This is a genomic window from Nonomuraea turkmeniaca (genome assembly GCF_005889735.1).
In the GTDB taxonomy this organism is placed as follows: Bacteria; Actinomycetota; Actinomycetes; order Streptosporangiales; family Streptosporangiaceae; genus Nonomuraea; species Nonomuraea turkmeniaca.
The window spans coordinates 1-17056 of sequence record NZ_VCKY01000232.1; the positions used below are offsets into that span (position 1 = coordinate 1).

At 69.7% G+C, this 17056-nt stretch carries 20 protein-coding genes and 2 pseudogenes; 7 read left to right on the top strand and 15 right to left on the bottom strand.

Features of this window, described 5'->3' with window-relative positions; translation table 11 throughout:
* Positions 1 to 83: 83 nt before the first annotated feature.
* A complete protein-coding gene (locus ETD86_RS55975; protein ID WP_170223572.1) occupies positions 84 to 251 on the bottom strand; it encodes a hypothetical protein in 168 nt (55 codons plus the stop codon).
* 210 nt (positions 252 to 461) lie between these two features.
* Here ETD86_RS55975 and ETD86_RS43410 point away from each other — a divergent pair, with 210 nt between their 5' ends.
* Complete coding sequence (locus ETD86_RS43410) at positions 462 to 1532, top strand: serine hydrolase domain-containing protein (protein WP_211370678.1); 1071 nt, start codon at positions 462 to 464, stop codon at positions 1530 to 1532.
* 70 nt (positions 1533 to 1602) lie between these two features.
* Here the strand turns inward: ETD86_RS43410 and ETD86_RS60375 are convergent.
* Together ETD86_RS60375 and ETD86_RS43420 are read right to left on the bottom strand one after the other, a co-directional pair.
* Positions 1603 to 1800, bottom strand: a pseudogene (locus tag ETD86_RS60375) (IS5/IS1182 family transposase); the annotation flags it as partial.
* Between the two features lie 245 nt (positions 1801 to 2045).
* Positions 2046 to 2339 (bottom strand): TetR family transcriptional regulator, encoded by a 294-nt coding sequence (locus ETD86_RS43420; RefSeq protein WP_170223574.1) that lies wholly within the window; start codon positions 2337 to 2339, stop codon positions 2046 to 2048.
* Between the two features lie 68 nt (positions 2340 to 2407).
* On the opposite strand from ETD86_RS43420, the gene ETD86_RS43425 reads away from it, so the two are divergent.
* Genes ETD86_RS43425 through ETD86_RS43435 form a run of 3 tightly spaced genes read left to right on the top strand, consistent with a single transcriptional unit; the run spans position 2408 to position 5668 of the window.
* On the top strand, positions 2408 to 2986 hold the full coding sequence (locus ETD86_RS43425; RefSeq protein WP_138672477.1) for a PadR family transcriptional regulator: 579 nt from the start codon (positions 2408 to 2410) through the stop codon (positions 2984 to 2986).
* The gene (locus ETD86_RS43430) at positions 2983 to 3738 is read left to right on the top strand and encodes an ABC transporter ATP-binding protein (protein WP_138672478.1); all 756 of its coding nucleotides are present in this window, start codon (positions 2983 to 2985) and stop codon (positions 3736 to 3738) included. The genes ETD86_RS43425 and ETD86_RS43430 overlap by 4 nt, the downstream gene beginning before the upstream one ends.
* A gap of 4 nt (positions 3739 to 3742) precedes the next feature.
* The gene (locus tag ETD86_RS43435; RefSeq protein ID WP_138672479.1) at positions 3743 to 5668 is read left to right on the top strand and encodes an FtsX-like permease family protein; all 1926 of its coding nucleotides are present in this window, start codon (positions 3743 to 3745) and stop codon (positions 5666 to 5668) included.
* A gap of 235 nt (positions 5669 to 5903) precedes the next feature.
* Here ETD86_RS43435 and ETD86_RS43440 read toward each other — a convergent pair whose 3' ends face one another.
* From ETD86_RS43440 to ETD86_RS43450, 3 genes are all read right to left on the bottom strand, one after another.
* A complete protein-coding gene (locus ETD86_RS43440) occupies positions 5904 to 6377 on the bottom strand; it encodes a MarR family winged helix-turn-helix transcriptional regulator (RefSeq protein WP_138672480.1) in 474 nt (157 codons plus the stop codon).
* A 103-nt stretch (positions 6378 to 6480) separates the two neighbouring features.
* Positions 6481 to 7038, bottom strand: a complete 558-nt coding sequence (locus tag ETD86_RS43445; RefSeq protein ID WP_138672481.1) for a dihydrofolate reductase family protein — start codon at positions 7036 to 7038, stop codon at positions 6481 to 6483.
* Positions 7039 to 7273: 235 nt separating this feature from the next.
* Positions 7274 to 8281, bottom strand: coding sequence for a sigma-70 family RNA polymerase sigma factor (locus ETD86_RS43450; RefSeq protein ID WP_138672482.1), 1008 nt, complete (start codon positions 8279 to 8281; stop codon positions 7274 to 7276).
* Positions 8282 to 8440: 159 nt separating this feature from the next.
* Here ETD86_RS43450 and ETD86_RS43455 point away from each other — a divergent pair, with 159 nt between their 5' ends.
* On the top strand, positions 8441 to 9025 hold the full coding sequence (locus ETD86_RS43455; protein ID WP_138672483.1) for a dihydrofolate reductase family protein: 585 nt from the start codon (positions 8441 to 8443) through the stop codon (positions 9023 to 9025).
* A 210-nt stretch (positions 9026 to 9235) separates the two neighbouring features.
* Here ETD86_RS43455 and ETD86_RS43460 read toward each other — a convergent pair whose 3' ends face one another.
* Positions 9236 to 10192: an NADP-dependent oxidoreductase gene (locus tag ETD86_RS43460; protein WP_246149171.1), complete on the bottom strand. Its 957-nt coding sequence runs from the start codon at positions 10190 to 10192 to the stop codon at positions 9236 to 9238.
* Positions 10193 to 10768: 576 nt separating this feature from the next.
* Between ETD86_RS43460 and ETD86_RS43465 the strand changes: the two genes are divergently transcribed.
* A complete protein-coding gene (locus tag ETD86_RS43465) occupies positions 10769 to 11338 on the top strand; it encodes a TetR/AcrR family transcriptional regulator (protein WP_138672484.1) in 570 nt (189 codons plus the stop codon).
* A 32-nt stretch (positions 11339 to 11370) separates the two neighbouring features.
* Complete coding sequence (locus ETD86_RS43470; protein WP_138672485.1) at positions 11371 to 11814, top strand: MmyB family transcriptional regulator; 444 nt, start codon at positions 11371 to 11373, stop codon at positions 11812 to 11814.
* A gap of 57 nt (positions 11815 to 11871) precedes the next feature.
* On the opposite strand, the gene ETD86_RS43475 is transcribed toward ETD86_RS43470, so the two are convergent.
* The 8 genes and pseudogenes from ETD86_RS43475 to ETD86_RS43505 form a co-directional block, all read right to left on the bottom strand.
* Positions 11872 to 12972, bottom strand: a complete 1101-nt coding sequence (locus tag ETD86_RS43475) for an RNA polymerase sigma factor (RefSeq protein WP_246149174.1) — start codon at positions 12970 to 12972, stop codon at positions 11872 to 11874.
* A gap of 102 nt (positions 12973 to 13074) precedes the next feature.
* Complete coding sequence (locus ETD86_RS43480) at positions 13075 to 13437, bottom strand: YciI family protein (protein WP_138672486.1); 363 nt, start codon at positions 13435 to 13437, stop codon at positions 13075 to 13077.
* A gap of 255 nt (positions 13438 to 13692) precedes the next feature.
* A complete protein-coding gene (locus ETD86_RS55980) occupies positions 13693 to 13860 on the bottom strand; it encodes a hypothetical protein (protein ID WP_170223575.1) in 168 nt (55 codons plus the stop codon).
* A 134-nt stretch (positions 13861 to 13994) separates the two neighbouring features.
* Positions 13995 to 14285, bottom strand: a pseudogene (locus ETD86_RS60380) (hypothetical protein); the annotation flags it as partial.
* Positions 14209 to 15252: a protein kinase family protein gene (locus ETD86_RS43490; RefSeq protein WP_246149177.1), complete on the bottom strand. Its 1044-nt coding sequence runs from the start codon at positions 15250 to 15252 to the stop codon at positions 14209 to 14211. The pseudogene ETD86_RS60380 and the gene ETD86_RS43490, both read right to left, overlap by 77 nt.
* 237 nt (positions 15253 to 15489) lie before the next feature.
* Complete coding sequence (locus ETD86_RS43495; RefSeq protein WP_246149179.1) at positions 15490 to 16323, bottom strand: MBL fold metallo-hydrolase; 834 nt, start codon at positions 16321 to 16323, stop codon at positions 15490 to 15492.
* Positions 16323 to 16574 (bottom strand): hypothetical protein, encoded by a 252-nt coding sequence (locus ETD86_RS57520; protein ID WP_211370679.1) that lies wholly within the window; start codon positions 16572 to 16574, stop codon positions 16323 to 16325. Before ETD86_RS57520 ends, ETD86_RS43495 begins: the two co-directional genes overlap by 1 nt.
* A 96-nt stretch (positions 16575 to 16670) precedes the next feature.
* Positions 16671 to 17056, bottom strand: a 386-nt coding sequence (locus ETD86_RS43505; protein WP_211370680.1) for a dihydrofolate reductase family protein, incomplete at its 5' end; no start/stop codon positions are given.

A 17056-nucleotide genomic window follows, 5' to 3' on the forward strand; every position in this document is an offset into this window, starting at 1 on the left:
GCGGCCACGCCCACCCTCAGCCTCACCGATCACAGCACCCTCCGCTCGTAACAATCCGGAGTACGGCGGAGCAGCCCCCCTTTTCACGCCGAAGCAGCGTCCTCCAAGGGCATCAAGGACTCATCCGGGAACAGGTTCCGGCACTCACGGTGCAGCACCGCGTAGATCGAGTTCGGCGCCAGCCGACCCTCGACGAAACTCACCGTGGAGGACAGCAACCCCGGCTGCAACGGAGTCTGGCCCACTGCCATCGCTCGATCTCTCCCCACGCCCGGTGACCAACACCGATCACCCTGGCACAAGAGGACAGACCTAAGCGAGATAGATCAAAAAACACCAGCCACCTAGAACTGTGGCTCGACATCTGACTCTTCGGATCCACAGAGGGAGACTTCATGATTTCGCGTCGAGCGGCAGTGGCTCGCGTCGCCTCGGTAGCGTGCGCGGCGTTGGCTCTGAGCGTGGCCGCGCCCGCCACCGCCTCGGCATCTCCCGGCCCTGTCAAGGTCGGGGATGTGCAGAAGGCCATGGAAGCCTTGGTGCAGACGGGCCATGTGGTGGGCGCCATCGGCGAGGTGTATGTGGACGGCAAGCGGGTCGGGAAAGGATCGGCCGGGTCCCGCTTGATCGACGGCAAGGGCGGCCCGATCCCTTCTACCGCCCGCTACCGGATCGGCTCGCAGACCAAGGGCATGACCGCCACCGTGGCCCTGCAACTGGTCAAGGAGGGCAAGTTAAGCCTGGATGACAAACTCAGCGCGGTCCTGCCGGAGGTGGCGGAGAAGGACCTGGTGGAGCGGGCCGACGAGATCACGGTACGCAACCTGATCCAGCTGACCTCGGGCATCCCTGACTTTATCGGCGCGGACGTGGATCCCCTGGACCCCACGGTCAACTACCGCCCGGCAGACCTGCTGGCGGCCTCGCGCAAGAAGCCTCGGCCCGTGGAGATCGGGACCTTCAACTACGCCAACACCAACTACATCCTGCTCGGCATGATCATCGAGGAACTGGCAGGGAGGTCACTGGCGGCCGAATTCAACCGCAGGCTCTTCGCTCCGCTCGGAATGCGTGACACCTACCTGCCCATGAAGGCTTCGGTGGGTATCAAGGGCCCGCACGGGCACGGCTACGCCCCGGACGAGACGGGCAAGCTGCGCGATGTCGACAGGCTCAATGCCACCACCCTGCTGGGCGCCGGCGGAGTGATCTCCACGGCGCACGACATGAGCGCCTTCCAGCGCGCCTTCCGCCGAGACAGGCTCCTGCCGGAATCACTGCGCAAAGTGATCACCGACCCGGCGCCTGGCCAGCCGCCGCTGCCTTCGGGCGGCCCGTGCGCCGGCAACCCCGAGTTCGCCCCAGGGGGCGGGGGCAGCGCCCCCGGCTTCACCGCTGCGACCTACACCTCCTCGGACGGCCGCCTGCAGTTCGCCGTGTCCGTGACGGTGGCCATGGACGATGCCGAGCGCATGACCACGCCGCAACGCATCACCAACGCTCTCAAATCGGTGTTCTGCCCGGCGACATAAAGCGTGTCCTGTTATCACGTGACGGGGTGCCGGAGCCAGATGCGGATCGAGGCGACGTCGAGGTGCCCTGGTAGATCCGCTCACGCTTGTCGTAGCAGGTGGCCACGGCGCGATGCTGGCGGAGCTTGTTGACGCAGCGTTCAACGGTGTTGCGCTCCTTGTAGCGGTCGCGATCGAAGGCCGGTGGCCGTCCGCCCCTGGAGCCGAGCCTGTTGCGGTTGGCCTGCTGGTCCTTCTTGACCGGGATGACCGCCTTGATGCCGCGCCGGCCTTAGGAGCGAGAACGGCGGCGACCGCAGCCGCCCCGCGGGCACCTGGTCCATCAGCAGGATCGCCACCATCTGGGGCAGGGGCGCCTGGAGCATCCGGCTCGCCGGGCCTTCGGGGCGGCCGAACGTGTCGGCGAACACAGCGGGCAACACGCGCGGCCGCTGCCCGAACGCGACGATCATCGTGCTGCAGATCTCGCGGTCCAACTTGCCGACGTTGTCGGGGGATCGGCGGCCAGCAGCTTCAGATCGGGCACCGGGTCGTAGCGGTCGAAGCGGCGGCCGGCAGCCCCTCGCGGCCGTCGAAAATCGTGTGCAGGCTCGACAGCGAGCAGTCGGCCGCGGCGACGGCGACGGCGTCGAGGGTGGCCGAGCCGAGCCCGCGTTCGGCGATGAGCTCGGCGGCCGCGGCGACGGCCCGTTCGCGTGCGGGGGCCGCCCGCCGGGGGTCGATGCCCGCCTGCCGCACGGCCTCGTTCAGCGCCGTCCGCGTGCCGCCCAACCGGCGCGGCAGCGTGCTGCGGGAGATGCCCGCCACCGGTGCGATCCATCGAACGCCATAGTTAACCGTTAGCTTACTCATCTAACGGTTAGATAGGCCGTGTGATGGCACAGAACGTCGGCGCGCCGAACAAGGAGCCGTCTGACGGCTACCAGTTGCGGGTCGTCCAGGAGGTGCTGCTGGCCCTGCTGGCCAAGGAGGCCTCGCACGGCTACCAGGTGCGCGCGCGGCTTCAGCTCGCACTCGGCCCGCTGGCTGAGGCGCTGAACGCGGGCCAGGTGTACGTGACGCTGAACCGGCTCGAAAAGGCCGGCCTGGTGAGCGCGGAGCGGGTCGGCCAGCCCGATCGCCCGGACCGCAAGGTCTACGAGCTGACCAGGGCGGGGCGTACGCGGGTCCTGGAGTGGCTGGGCGACACCAGCTGGCCGAAGCCGGCGCCGGCGGAGTTCCACCTGAAGCTGGTGGCCGCCGCGGCGGCCGGGCTGGCCGACCCGGAGCGGCTCGTGGCCGACCAGCGGCACGCGCTGCTGGCCGGGCTGGCCGCCGCGCAGCGGGCCGCGTTGACCGAGCCGGACGGGTCGGTCGCCGGCCTGTTGCTGGAGGGTGTGGTGCTCAGGCTGGAGGCGGACCTGCGCTGGCTCGACACCTGCGCGCAGTATTGGACTTCGAGGAAGGCGCGATGAAGATAGCGAACGAGGCGCTTTTAAGCACGCACGGATTGCGGATGCACTACGGCCGGGGATCCGGGCTCGTACGCGCAGTGGACGGCGTCGAGCTGGCGGCGGCGGCCGGCGAGGCGCTGGCCGTGATGGGGCCCAGCGGCAGCGGGAAGTCGACGCTGCTGCACCTGCTGGGTGGCCTGCAGCGTCCTTCGGCGGGAGAGGTGTGGCTGGCGGGGCGCCGCATCGACGGGCTGAGTGAGAAGGCGCTGGCCCGGCTGCGCCGGCAGACGATCGGGTTCGTCTTCCAGGCCTTTCACCTGATGGACGAGCTCACTGCCGCGGAGAACGTCGAGCTGCCCGCCCTGCTGGCCGGGCGTTCGCCGCGCACGGCCCGGCGGCGGGCCGCGGAGCTGCTGGAACGTGTCGGGCTCGCCGACCGCACCGGGCATCTGCCGTCGGCGTTGTCGGGTGGCGAACGCCAGCGGGTCGCGATCGCCCGCGCGCTCGTCAACGAGCCGCTCATCGTGCTCGCCGACGAGCCGACCGGCAGCCTCGACAGCGCGGCGACCGTGGAGGTGCTACGGCTGCTCGACAGCCTGCGTACGGCGGGGCAGACGCTGGTGGTCGTCACCCATGACGCGCGGGTCGCGGCCGTAGCCGACCGGCTGATCTCGATGCGGGACGGCGCCTTCGTCGAGGAGACCAGGCTGTCCCTCGACAGCGGCGGGCGGCTCGGCGAGCGGCTCGGTGCGCTGACCGGGCTGGAGGGCTGAGGCGATGGGCCGCATCCTGCTCATCTGCCGGCTCGCCGTCCGAGATCTGCGACGGCGCCCGGCCGAGGCCGCGCTCCTGCTGGTCGCGATGACGTCCGCCACCGCCACCCTGACGCTCGCGCTCGCCTTGCAGGGAGTGACCGGCCAGCCGTACCAGAGCACGCGGGAGGCGACGGCCGGGACCGACGTGGTCGCCAGCGTCGCCGCGCCGCCCTCCGGTGGTCAGCCCGCCGACCTCGCCGCGCTGAAAGCGCTGGCCAGGGCTCCGGGCGTCGCTGGTCACAGCGGCCCGTTTCCGTACACGCAGGCGCCTCTGGAGGTCAACGGCATCACCGCGTCGGCGTGGGCTCAGGGGCGCGACACCGCTGCCGCCACTGTCGACCAGCCCAAACTGACCGAGGGCAGCTGGGTACGCGACGGCGGCGTGGTGGTCGAAGCCGCCTTCGCCCAAGCGCTCGGGGTCGGCGCGGGCGATCGGATCACCCTGGACGGCCGGTCGTTCGAGGTGGCCGGTGTCGCAGTCACCGCCTCCGTGCCACCGTATCCCAAGGTGTGCTTCGCCCCCTGCCGCTTCGGAGCCGCCTCGGAGGCCGCCGAGAACACCTCCCAGCCCGGCCCGGAAGGCGGCCCGGAAGGCGGCCCGGAAAGCGGCCCGGAAAGCGGCCCAGAAGGCGGGCCGGAATCCGGTCCCCCTCCCGGCGCTCGCGAGCGCGTCGCTCTCGGCCCGGGCGGCCTGATCTGGCTCACCGAGGCGGATGTCCGCGGCCTTGTCCCGACGGCGCGATCCCTCGCCTACGTCATGAACATGAAGATGGCCGACCCGGCCGCGGCCCCGGCGTTCGTCAGCGCGCGCTGGTCGCGTGAGTTCGCCACGCCGGCCCTGGCGTCGTGGCAGGACATCCTCTACGGGCACGCCAGAGTCGCCGAGTGGAAGCAGACCACCATGATGCTGGCCAGCTGGCTGCTCGGCCTGCTAGCGCTGGCCAGCATCGCGGTGCTCGTCGGCGGCCGGATGGCCGACCAGCTGCACCGCGTCGGCCTGCTCAAGGCGGTCGGCGGCACTCCGGGCCTGGTAGCGGCCGTGCTCCTCGCCGAGCATCTCGCCGTGGCACTCCTGGCGACGGTGACCGGGCTGGTGGCCGGACGGCTGGCGGCCCCGCTGCTCACCGATCCGGGCGCCGGCCTCCTCGGCCGCGCGGACGCGGTGCCGTTGACCCTGAACGCCATCGCGCTGGTGACCGCCGCGGCGCTCGGGATCGCGGCCGTGGCGACCTTCGTGCCCGCCATCCGGGCCGCCCGTACCAGCACGGTCCGCGCGCTGGCCGACGCGCCCCGCCCGCCGCGCCGTACGGCCTGGCTGATCGCGATCTCGGCACGACTGCCCGTTCCGCTACTGCTCGGGTTGCGGTTGGCCGCCCGGCGGCCGCGCCGGGCGGCACTGGGCCTGGCCGCTGTCGCGGTCAGCGTGACCGGGATCGTGGCCGCCCTGTCCACCGAGGCTCATCGCTACGCCGAGAAGGCCCCGGGCGACGATCCCCGCACCGCGTTGAGCCAGGCGCTGTCGCTGATGGTGATCTTGCTGGTCGCCCAGGCGGCCGTCAACGCGATCTGCATCAGCTGGGCGACCGCGCTCGACGCGACACGTTCCTCCGCGCTCGCCCGCGCGCTCGGCGCGACTCCGGCCCAGGTCAGCGCGGGGCTGGCGGCCGCGCAGGTGCTCCCGGCCCTCGCCGGCGCCCTGCTGGGGATCGCCGGGGGAATCGGGCTGGCCGAGATCTTCGATGACGACCCGGTGACCGTACCACCGCTGTGGCAACTGCTCGCCGTGGTCCTGGGGTGCGCGGTCGCGGTGACGGCGCTCACCGCCCTACCGGCCCGCATCAGCGCCCGCCGCCCCGCGGGCGAAATCCTGCAAACCGAACTCACCTGATCGCGGAGGTCACCCGCAAGGCACCATTCGTGGCACGAACTGCAGCTGGCTCTTTGAGGGCTCGGCATTATGCGGTGTACGGCGGCGGGCACGCCGCGCAGTTCAGCCCGATTGACGGACAACCTGTTCTTCCCGTACGACAGGTTGCGGGGCGCGGCCGGGTCGTTCACGACCGCGCGGTGTCGGTCGACGCCAGGAGCGTGGTCCTGGCGTCGGGCGAACGTGTCGATGCCGACTATCTCGAGCCGGCCGCCGACTCGTCTCGCTCCAGGAAGACCGTGGGCACGTTGTTGTCGTGCACCACCTGGCTGAGCAGCTCGGCGAGCCGGTCGCGCTCGGCGTCGCCGAGCGCGGCAGGGAGCTGCTCGATCCGGTCGCAGGCGGCGGTGTAGAACGCCTCTGCCAGCTCACTGCCCCGCTTGGTGAGCGCGACCCGCACCGCGCGCCGGTCCGCCGGGTCCGCCTCGCGCCGCACCAGGCCGCGCTGGGCGGTCCTGTCCACCAGCTCGGTGAGACTGGACTTGGCCAGCCGCAGCACCGTGCCCAGGGCGGTCATCCCGTACGGCTGCGCCATCAGCACGCACAGGAGCTGCCCCTGCTGGGGGGTCAGCCCGTACTCGCGGGCGGATTCGGCGTACACGGCATTGACCAGAAAGGACGACCGCACCAGCGCGGCCACCACCCCGAGATTGTCCTCGCCCTCACGCATTCGATTAGCCTAGCACGCATGATTCGCGACACGAATTAATCACGTTATGGAGACGAGCATGGCGCGGCCGCCACGAAAGGCGCTGTTCGGAGTCCGGCGGCGATCAGGAGCGCTTCGGCTCGTAGTGCAACGCGGTGATCCCGCAGTCGAACGGCCGCGCGGTGACGAGACGCAGCCGCCGGCGCGTGTCGGGGAACACCGGCATTCCGGCGCCGATCGCGGTGGGGTTGACGAACAGGTGGAGTTCGTCGATCAGTTCCTCGGCGATCAGCTCGCGCACGAGCGTGCCGCCCCCGTAGGTGATGATGTCCCCGCCGGGTTCGGACTTGAGCTTGTTGACGGTCTCGGCGAGGTCGCCGCCCGCGACGGTGGCGTTCTTCCAGGGCGACTCGGTGAGGCTGTTGGAGATCACGACCTTGGGCGTGTTGTTCATCCAGTCGATGGTCTCCTGGGTCTCGCCCTGAGGCCCGGACTCCCAGGCCGGGATGAAACCCTCGGCGAGCTTGCGGCCCAGCACGATGCAGTCGACCGGTGCGGTCATCGCGTCGATGTAGGTGTTGATGTCGTCCGTCCATGGGAACGTCATCCAGTCCATCTCGCCGTCCGGGCCGGCCATATAGCCGTCGACGGTGGTCTGGACCTGGAGCTTGAGCCTGCGCATGAGATGTCTTCCCTTCGGAGTCGCCGTCCTGTTGTGGTCAACGCTGCCAGGAGGACCTTACGGTCTTCTTCCGATGGGTTTAAGGTGCCTCGCGGTCGTGGCGGCCCGCTCGGTGGGACCGTCGACGATGATGCGGTCGCCCAGACGTGCTTCCAACCGCCTGACGTTCACCGGCGCCAACGGCGCCGCTGTCACCTACGGCGCCCTGGCCGGCCGCTACCAGGCAGTGGCTCGGCTATCGGCTCGGGAGCGATCGCGGCAGCCCGAACCATGGCAGGACGCTGTTGTCGAAGCGGGTCATGGCGCAGATCCGGTCGCCGGTGAGGGTGAGCACGTAGAGGCCGGTCCCGTGGCGGATGCCGGCCGGGGCGCGCAAGTAGGCGCCGAACGCCGGCTGGCCGTTGGCTCGCGTCGGCACGAGGTCGAACCTGCGGCCCGCGCCGAACAGGCCGTCGCAGAAGCGGGCCACGACGTCCCGGCCCTGGTATTCGAAGGGCATCGGCGGCATCGCGATGAAGGCGTCGTCGGTCAGCAGGGCCACCAGCGCGTCGAGGTCGGCGGACTCCCACGCGCTGGCGAACTTCGCCACGAGCGCATCCTCGGCGGGTGAGCCGGCGGCGGGAGGCGGTTCCCGTACGGCGGCCGGCGGCAGCCGGCGCTGCAGGCCGGCGCGCGCCCGTTTGAGTGCGCTGGTGACCGATTCGACGGTCGAGTCCAGCATGTCGGCCACCTCGTTGGCGTGGAATCCGAGGACGTCGCGCAAGAGGAGGACGGCGAGCTGGCGAGGTGGCAGGACCTGAAGGGCGGTCACGAAGGCCAGGGAGATGGATTCGGTCTGCTCGTAGCGGGCCTCCGGGCCGAGCGGCACGTCGATCGCCCCCTCCAGGAGGGCGTCGGGAAACGGCTGCAGCCATACGACCTCGCCGAGCCGGGTCGGCTCGGGCGGTTCAACTCTAGGCACATCCCACTCCTCGGCCGGGCGCCGTCTGGCCGCGCGGCGCGCGTCCAGGCAGCGGTTGGTGGCGATCCGGTACAGCCAGGTGCGCAGCGAGGCGCGTCCCTCGAACCCGCCGAGGCCTTGCCAGGCCGCCAGCAGCGTCTCCTGCAGGGCGTCCTCGGCATCCTGGAAGGATCCGAGTATCCGGTAGCAGTGCACCCGGAGCTCCCGGAGGTGCGGCTCGGTCAGCTCCCGGAACGCCTCGCCGTCCCCGGCCCGCGCCCTGGAGATCAGGTCGGCTGTCATCACCCTCGCGTCACCCTTCTTCCCTGTACCTGTCGCACTGCCACTTGTATGGACGCCGGTCGGGGGGCGAACTGGGCGGTCGTCGGGCGCCCAGTCTCCCGGCGACGCGGCGCCTACATCAATGGCTTCTGCCAACATCAACGACAGGGGAGAACCGAAATGGGAAAGATCGTGATGAGCGGTCCGCAGAACGTCTCGCTCGATGGAGTGGTCCAGGACCCGGACGGTAAGGAGGGCTTCGGACTCGGCGGCTGGTTCAACGAGTTCGGGGGCAAGGACCTCGAAGAGTGGGCCAAGGTCGCGCTCGACGAGGCGCTGGGCGCCGAGGCATGGCTGCTGGGTCGGCGGAGCTACGAGTTCTTCGGGGCGCGGTGGCGAACCCGGAGTGGCGCCCTGGCGGACAGGTTGAACAGCCTGCCGAAGTACGTCGTGTCCTCGACCCTCGACGATCCCGACTGGAACAACTCCAGGGTCCTGAAGGGCGATGTGGTGACCGAGGTCTCGAAGCTGAAGCAGGAGTTGGACGGAGAAATCGTCGTCCCTGGCAGCTATCAGCTCGGGCGCACCCTCATCGAGCACGACCTGGTAGACGAGCTGCGGCTGGTCGTCTTCCCGGTCGTTCTCGGGGCGGGCGAGCGCTTCTTCGGTGAGATCAGCCACAAGAAGCCCATGCGCCTCGTCGATGCCGAGACCGTCGGTGACGGCCTCGTCATCCTCACCTACAAGTGCGTCCGAGGCGCCTAACCCCACCGATGGGAGGCCTGTGCCTCGGGAACGCTCGGCTTCCGCGGGAGGGTGACCACAGAACAGGCGCCACCCGCGGTTGTCGTACAGGCCCGTATCAGATCACCCGGCCAGCACTGGTCGAGCGCCGTCTCCAGTTGCTTGATGGGGTGTCGGCAAGAACGGCTGCTCAGTCGAGATCTCGGCAGGCGCAATGTTCCAGCGCCGCGGTCAGCTCGGGGAGATCACGGTGAGGACGGTCTTGCCGGTGGCGCCTCCGCCGTCGATGTACCGGTGCGCCTCGGCGGCCTGTGCCAGCGGCAGTTCCCGGGACACGCTGACCTTCAGCCTTCCGGAGTCGGCCAGCTCGGCCAGGTGCTCCAGGCCGCGGTAGTCGGGCTCGACGATGAGGGGCGCCACCCGCAGGCCGCGTTCGGCCGCCTCCTGCGAGACGTCCAGCCCGCGCGGCAGCGGGATGAGCAGTCCGCCTTGGGCCAGCACCTCCAGCGAGCGGCGGCGGGTGTCGCCACCGACGAGGTCGAGCACCACCTCCACGGGCTCGACGGCGTCCTCGAACGCGCCGGCTGTGTAGTCGATCACCTCGTCGGCTCCCAGTGAGCGCACGAAGTCGTGCTTGGCGGCGCGGGCGGTGCCGATCACGTAAGCGCCGCGCGCCTTGGCGATCTGCACCGCCAGATGGCCGACGCCGCCCGCTGCCGCGTGGATCAGCACGCGCATCCCGGGCCCTACCTGGGCGGTGTCGACCAGGGACTGCCAGGCGGTCAGCCCCGCCAGCGGCAGCGCCGCCGCCTCCACGTGCGACAGGCTCGTGGGTTTACGGGCGACCTGGCGCGAGCGCACCGTGACGAACTCGGCGTACGTGCCGGCCCGGCGCGGGAAGTTCGGCATGCCATACACCTCATCGCCCGGCTGGAAGCGGGTCACGCCGTAGCCGATCTGCACCACCACACCCGACAGGTCCCAGCCGGGGATGAACGGCGGCCGGCCCATCTGGGGGGCGAAGCCGCCGCCGGCGCGGGTCTTGGCGTCGATCGGGTTGACCCCGGCGGCATGCACCCGTACCAGCACCTCGGTGACCATCGGCTCGGGCCGGGAAACCTCAGTGAGCTGCAGCACCTCCGGCCCACCGTAGGCATGCTGGACGATCGCCCGCATGGTCGCCGTCATGACGTACCCCTCCTGTGAGCCCTGCGGCCGAGCCAAGCCTGGGTGTGAGCGGCGCTCTCGCGGAGGCCGCCGGCAGCACGTCCGGCAGGATGATCGAGTTGGCCGGCCGGCGTTGCCCACATTGACGATGCCGCCCGGCACAGGCGAGCTGTGGAGCCGGACGCCTGGTGCCGATCGTCCATCCGCATGGGGCCGAGAATCCCACGAGCGCGTGGACCCGCCCCACCACCTATCCTCCGTGTCTCGGAAAGAGACTCTCAGGGGCGAGTCCAGCATTCCGAACACCCTCGAGCCCCGCCTCGGGGCAGTGACACGTGGGTCAGGCGGCCTGGTCGCCTGGGTGGGCGCGTCGAAGGAGACGCTCCGCTCGACCAGCATCGCGCGGCCCTTGATCTCGGCAGGCTCCCCGCGCAGGTAATCGGTATGCAGGCTGAGATCGGTCTTCCCCGAGGTCGTCGCCGATCCTCTGTGCGGACTTCGGGTGTCCGCTCGGCTGTGTGCGGCGTCGGATATCGCCCAGGCACACCCGGAAACCGATCGGTTTTCATTTCGTCGAAATCCAGTTAACCTCGCAGTATGACCACCGAAGTGAGGCTAAGCCCCCGAGAGCGGCTGCTGGAGGCGGCGGCCACGCTCACCTACCGAGACGGTGTCGGCATCGGCGTCGAGGCGCTGTGCAAGGCGGCGGGGGTGTCGAAGCGCTCCATGTACCAGCTGTTCGAGAGCAAGGGCGAACTGCTGGCGGCGAGCCTGGAGGAGCGCTCGTCTGCCTTCGTGGCGAGGCTCCTGCCTGCGGCGGGTGATGGCCGTTCACCCCGCGAGCGGATCCTGCACGTCTTCGAGCAGGTGGAGTTGCAGGCGGGTGCGCCCGAGTTCCGAGGCTGTCAGTATCTGGCGGTGCAGATCGAGCTCAAGGATCAGAGTCACCCTGCGAGCCGGGTGGCGCACCGGGTCAAGGCGAACCTGATGGCCTTTTTCCGTGCCGAGGCCGAACAGGGTGGGGTGAGCGATCCGGACCTGCTGGCACGGCAGCTCAGCCTGGTCTTCGACGGCGCCAGCGCCCGTGCGGGGATCGGAGCCGACAACCTGACAGGACTTGTCGCGCCCACCGTGGTCACCCTGCTCGATGCGGCGGGCATGCGCTGACGCATCGCCTTTTCGAGCAGTCTTGGTGACTGATGTGCCCTACGAGAGGACAGAGCAAGTACGAGAACAACCTGCTGGAGCGCTACCTCACCGATCCGTACCTGCGTCAGGCCGTGGTGAACTGGCCGGAGGTCGCCTGGGCCGCGGTGAGCCGGTTACGGCGGCAGTTGCGTCAGGCACCGTTCGATGAACGGCTGCGCGCGCTGGTCAACCGCGCCGAAGACGCCGTCTGCGGACTGCCTCCTCCGCCCGATGCGCACGTGCACAGCCTGGTGGTCTGCCCCTGGTTCCGCGCGGGCGACACCGTGATCCGCACCCTCACGCTCACGGCCCGGTTCGACACGGCGGTCGAGGTCACCCTCGACGATCTGCGTATCGAGCTCATCTACCCGCAAGACGAGACAGCCGAGCAGTTCTTCCGCGCCGCGTCCGAATCCGATGGGCCGGCGCCTGAGCGGAGCGGCGGCCATGCCTGACATCGCCTGCGGAATGGTCGACCCGGCCCCTTCTCGCTGTCCCGGCGGGCGTCGTTCTCATACCTGCGCGGGTTGTCGCTGGAGGAAGTCGCGTTCGGGGCCAGGAGGTGCCAGGGCGGCGGCTCGCCGGTAGGCGGCGGCCGCCTCGCCCCGCCGGTCCAGGCGGCGTAGCAATTCGGCCCGGGCGGCATGGAAGGGGTAGTACTGGTCCAGCTCCGCTTCCAGCCGGTCGACGAGTGCCAGACCCACGATGGGGCCGCGTACCTCGGCGATCGCGATGGCGCGGTTGAGCGCAACCACCGGGGTGGGGGCCAGGCGGTACAGGTGGCAGTAGAGGGTGACGATCTGCGGCCAGTCGGTGTCGGCGGCGGTCGGGGCGTCGGCGTGGACCGCGTTGATGGCGGCCTGCAGCTGGTAAGGGCCGGGCCGGTCGCGGGCCAGGCAACGGCGCACGATGCCGTGTCCCTCCTCGATCAGGTGGCGGTCCCAGCGGCCGCGATCCTGCTGGCCCAGCAGGACCAGACCGCCGTCCGGCCGGGTGCGGGCGGCCCGGCGGGACTCGATGAGCAGCAGGGCCAGCAGGCCGGCCACCTCGCTCTCATCGGGCATGAGCGCACCCAGCACGCGGGCCAGCCGGATCGCCTCCCGGCACAACACCGGCTGCTCCTGACCGGACAGGCCGGTGGTGTAGATGGGGTAGACCACGGCCAGCACCGGCGGCAGCCGATCGGGCAGCTCGTGGTCGGCGGGGATCCGGTACGGGATGCGCGCGGCCTTGATCTTGCGCTTGGCGCGGACCAGGCGCTGCGCCATGGCCGGTGCGGCCACCAGGAAACAGCGGGCCGCCTGCTCGGTGGACAGGCCCCCGAGCAGCCGCAGGGTGAGCGCGATCTGCGTCTCGGGCGCCAGGGCGGGGTGGCAGCAGGTGAAAATCAGTCTGAGCCGGTCATCGGGCACGGCCTCTGCTTCCGGGAGCGGGTCGCCGACACCGGTCACGAGCGCCGCCTCGCCCAGCAGCCGCCGTTCGCGCGTCTGGCGGCGCAGCCGATCGAGGGCGCGGTTGCGGGCGGTGGTGGTGATCCAGCCGCCCGGGTTGGGCGGCAGCCCCCTCGACCGGCCACCTGTCCAAAGCCAGCGCGTACTCCTCCTGCACCGCATCCTCGGCGGCGTCGATGTCGCCGAACACGCCGATCAGAGCGGCAAGCGACCGGCCGTACTCCCGGCGGAAGATCCGGCCGATCGCGTCCTTGCCCTGATCGATCATTCTTCGGACGTGGCGGCGAACGGGCGTACCTCGATCGGCGTGTCGATGGCCGCGGTGACCTGCGCGGCCACAGCGAGCGCGGCGTCCAGGTCGTCGGCCCGGATGATGTAGAAGCCGCCGAGGTGGTCCTTGGACTCGGTGAATGGGCCGTCGGTGGTCATCGTCTGCCCGCCGGCGGTGCGTACGACGGTGGCGGTGTCTGCCTCGTGCAGTCGGCCGGAGAACACCCACATCCCGGACGCTTTCATCTCCTGCTCGATGCCGTCGAGCCGCTCGTGCGAGCGACGCATGTCCTCCTCGGTCATCGGCTCACGGACCTGGCCCTCGACGCCGTGCACGGACAACAGGTAGTGCGGCATGGCGGTGCTCCTCTCGCAGGGGACGGATCGATCCGCCCGCTCACCTGACTACGAACAGACCTCGCCCGGATCGACACCTGCGCTCAAAAATCTAGTCTCCTCCTCCGGCGGGGACACAGGCGTGAGCGCGGGCTTCATCGAAAGAGTCGCGCCAGAGCTGCTCGTCGGGGTCGAGGAGGGCGACCCATTCGCAAAAGACCTTGCCGGCCGGGCGAACGAGCGGCCGATGCCGCCCTCGACGAGCTGGGGTCCTGGTCATATCCGGCCGCAAATTCCCGCTAGGGCTGAGTCGGTGGCGTAGTCGTCGGGATCGTAGACGTAGATCTCGCGCAGGCCGGCCGGAAGTGTGGGCGGGTGGTAGACGAAGCGCAACGGGGCGCGCGGCGTGGTGATGCGGGTCCACCACCAGCGCAAGCGGGACACACGCTGAACTCGAATCGGGCTTCGGTCACGAGGCTTAGGATCATCCTGCTGGCGGTATGAGGTCGTGGTCGGTGTCGTCGGCGACCGGGGTCGTGCTCGGCGAGTGCGGCGGCGACGGCTTCGGTGCTGGGCTGGACGTAGATGCCGAGAGTGCGCAGATTCCGGTGGCCGGACAGGGTCATGAGCATGGAAGCCGACCAGCCGTCCTCGCCCAGGTGGGTCAGCCGGGAGCGGCGCAACTGGTGGAGGGTGTAGCCGGCGCCCGGTCGGGTCGATGTCCTTGGTGGCCTTCTTGAACAGGTACGCGGCGCGTTCGTACGACAGGCGGGCACAGGTCGCGGGTGACCGTTACTCGAGCGGCAGGGCGTGCCGCCCGGCAACCTGACGGATCTCCTCCAGCGGGTACGGCGTCTTCCTGCTCTCACTCTGCAGATCGTGGTAGAAGTCGTTCAGCACAGTGGCCAGCGGGCTGTGCCGCGACAGCAGGGCCGCGACCCCGCCGGGCACGACGGCTGGCCGCTCTCCCGTCGCCCATCCCCGCACCAGTTCGCGACGACCCGGCCAGTCAGCGCCGTGGAAGGCGCCAGCCAGCCAGTTCACCAGGAACGTCAGCGTGTAGGTGCGGTCAAAGGTGAGGTGCCGGCGATAAAAGTCCTGCTCCTCCTCTGACAGGTCGAACCGGGTCGACACGGCCTGCCCGAAATCGGTCACGTAGAAGCGGCGCCCGTCGGTGAGGATATTCTCGAAATGCGCGTCGAAGTGCAGTAGGCCGCCCGCGTTCATGAAGGACACGGCCTCACGCAGTCCCTGGTCCGCCAGGGCGCAGGCGCGGTCGGCGTCGCCCGCGCGCACCCGCTCGTCCAGCCACTGGTGCAGGTTGTAGGGAAAGTACTCCAGGAAGAGCGTCAGGCTGGCCGGAGCCCCTGCCAGCGCCTCGAGGCGGCGGCGCACGCCGGGCGCGCCCTCCCAGAAAGTGACCGCGCGATCGATGTCGGCCAGCTCTCCGTACAGGGGGGCGGGCTCGGCGTTGGGCAGCACCCGCCAGTGATACAGCAGCGGGAAGCCGGGGAACCGGCCGGTCAGCACCCACTCGGTGGTCATCGTGTGCGCGGCCAGCTCGCGCCAGGCGCCGAAGCCGGGCGAGCCGATGCCGTACTGGCAGAAAGGCGGCAGCCCGAACAGGTTGGCCGTCGAGTGCGGGTGGCGCAGTTCGGGCTCGGTGAGGGGCACGCGTTTGACGAAGACCGAGGTGCCGCCGACCTCGAGCCGCGCGGACGCCCCGCCGATGCCGGTGCCGAGGGGCACGGCCTCGCGCTCCAGCAGCTCGGCCAGTTGCCGGTCGTCGTAGCGGGCCATGGCCGTGGAAACGTCACGGTGGGTGGTCAGCCGCATGTCCATCATCGTGATCACTTTACTGACCGATGACGGCCACCCTTGCCGGGCGGCCACCCTGCCGCACTGCTTGCCGATGTGCTGCGGAAAGCGGTGGCGATGGTGATCACGCGGCGACTACAGTGCCTCGGTGCGAGCGGTGATGTTGGGCGGCGCTCCTGGCGGGCCTACACCCAAGGCGGCAGCCATTCCCTCGACCGGCGACCCGCGCGTACTGGCTGTGCCGCACGCCGATCGCTAGCGGGGCGCCCCGTCGCGCTCGCTTCTTTGGGCGAGGCGCCGGAGTTGCCCTTCGTGTATGTCGCTCACCCACTCCCAGCCAGGCTTGGCCGATGGGCCGACCCGTGGGTCGGCTGGGACTTGGCCGTTCCGCAACGCGAGTACGTACGCCCGATCCTGGTCGATCCGTGCCTGCATCTGGTCGGATCCGCCGACGGAACCGTGGCCCGGGACGACGACATCGACGTCACCCGCCACGCCCTCCAGCAGCCGCAGCGCGGTGAGGTACTCCTCGATCGCGGTGGCGAGGTCTCCGTCGTCGAGCATCGGAACCAGGACATCAGAGAGCATGTCGCCGGCGACGAGAACCCCGCGTTCCTCGATGAACAGCGCCGCATGGCCCGGTGCATGCGCCTGATGCTCGATGATCCGGACTCGAGGGCCATCCCAGGGAATCTGCGCAGTTCCGGCGGGCAGGCCGGTAATGAGGCCGAGCAGGTCCAGCGGGACCTGCCCGGCGATCTCCGTCTCGAGCAGGTCGGCGGCGATGCGGGCCGTCGCACCTGCGTCCGACAGCAGATCTCGCATATAAGCCGCGCAGCGGGCTGTACCGTAACGGGGCGCGTCGCCGAGCTTGGCGTGCCAGAGCACGTGATCCCAATCAGGATGCGTCGAGAAGCCTGCCACAACGGGCTGGCCCAACTGACGAAGGTCGTCCGCGATGGCGACCATTTCGTCGCCCGTTATCCCGGGGTCGATGAGCAACACACCGGCCCGGCCCTGCACCACAACGGTATTGGTCTGCACGAACTCGCTCTCGTGGACCAGCACACCCTCCGCGACCTGCCTCATCACAAGCTCGCCTCCTTTGCATCCCGGAGGGCGTAACGATGCATCGTGACGCCCTGCTTGAACGATCGCTGCTCGAGCAGGTCGAGCTCGATCGGCACGACTGCGTCGGCTGTGACCTTGCGCTGCTGTTCGGTGTTGTCAGGCATGGTGGAATTCAAGCTCACCGCCGTAGATATCAAGACCGGCGACCCATGATGTGGCCGACCCTGTTGTTCGGTCTCATCCAGCCCGAGGTGCATCTCGCTGATCATGAGCTTCGACGTGATCCTGGCTGGGAGCGGTGAGCAGGCGCTCGGCGGGCTGGTTTTCGTCGCGGTGCGAGACGGCCTGACGTCAACTGCCATCGCTCAGTTGCCCGGCTCGGTCCGGGTGGGGGTCTTCGCCGTTGTGGTGGGCCGGTATCGTACGTTGACGGTCGCGGTGGGGTCGCTTTGGCCGATGTGGTGAAGGTTGATCGGCTCGCTGCCGGGGTTGTCGTAGAGCCGGATGCCCTGGCCGAGCATGACCGGCATGATGTGGAGATCGATCTCGTCGATCAGCCCCAGGTCGAGAAGCTGACACCCGATGGTCGGCGAGAGCACTTCGAGGTTCTTGCCCCCGGCAGCCTCGAGCCCGATCCGCACCGCCTCGGCCACGCCACAGTCCAGGAACGTGACATCGTCGGCGGGCGTGGCGTCCTCGGGATGATGGGTGAGCACGAAGATCGGCCCCTTCCATGCGCCCCCGTAAGGGC

Bases quoted from the DNA above. Each gene is read 5' to 3' on its own strand.
- ETD86_RS43435 (WP_138672479.1), top strand. From the start codon at position 3,743: ATGGGCCGCATCCTGCTCATCTGCCGGCTCGCCGTCCGAGATCTGCGA.
- ETD86_RS43465 (WP_138672484.1), top strand. From the start codon at position 10,769: ATGACCACCGAAGTGAGGCTAAGCCCCCGAGAGCGGCTGCTGGAGGCG.
- ETD86_RS43480 (WP_138672486.1), bottom strand. From the start codon at position 13,437: ATGCCGCACTACCTGTTGTCCGTGCACGGCGTCGAGGGCCAGGTCCGT.
- ETD86_RS55975 (WP_170223572.1), bottom strand. From the start codon at position 251: ATGGCAGTGGGCCAGACTCCGTTGCAGCCGGGGTTGCTGTCCTCCACG.
- ETD86_RS43430 (WP_138672478.1), top strand. From the start codon at position 2,983: ATGAAGATAGCGAACGAGGCGCTTTTAAGCACGCACGGATTGCGGATG.
- ETD86_RS43445 (WP_138672481.1), bottom strand. From the start codon at position 7,038: ATGCGCAGGCTCAAGCTCCAGGTCCAGACCACCGTCGACGGCTATATG.
- ETD86_RS43455 (WP_138672483.1), top strand. From the start codon at position 8,441: ATGGGAAAGATCGTGATGAGCGGTCCGCAGAACGTCTCGCTCGATGGA.
- ETD86_RS43440 (WP_138672480.1), bottom strand. From the start codon at position 6,377: ATGCGTGAGGGCGAGGACAATCTCGGGGTGGTGGCCGCGCTGGTGCGG.
- ETD86_RS43450 (WP_138672482.1), bottom strand. From the start codon at position 8,281: ATGACAGCCGACCTGATCTCCAGGGCGCGGGCCGGGGACGGCGAGGCG.
- ETD86_RS43475 (WP_246149174.1), bottom strand. From the start codon at position 12,972: ATGCGGTGCAGGAGGAGTACGCGCTGGCTTTGGACAGGTGGCCGGTCG.
- ETD86_RS57520 (WP_211370679.1), bottom strand. From the start codon at position 16,574: ATGATCAGCGAGATGCACCTCGGGCTGGATGAGACCGAACAACAGGGT.
- ETD86_RS43495 (WP_246149179.1), bottom strand. From the start codon at position 16,323: ATGAGGCAGGTCGCGGAGGGTGTGCTGGTCCACGAGAGCGAGTTCGTG.
- ETD86_RS43460 (WP_246149171.1), bottom strand. From the start codon at position 10,192: ATGACGGCGACCATGCGGGCGATCGTCCAGCATGCCTACGGTGGGCCG.
- ETD86_RS43490 (WP_246149177.1), bottom strand. From the start codon at position 15,252: ATGCGGCTGACCACCCACCGTGACGTTTCCACGGCCATGGCCCGCTAC.
- ETD86_RS43425 (WP_138672477.1), top strand. From the start codon at position 2,408: ATGGCACAGAACGTCGGCGCGCCGAACAAGGAGCCGTCTGACGGCTAC.
- ETD86_RS43470 (WP_138672485.1), top strand. From the start codon at position 11,371: ATGTGCCCTACGAGAGGACAGAGCAAGTACGAGAACAACCTGCTGGAG.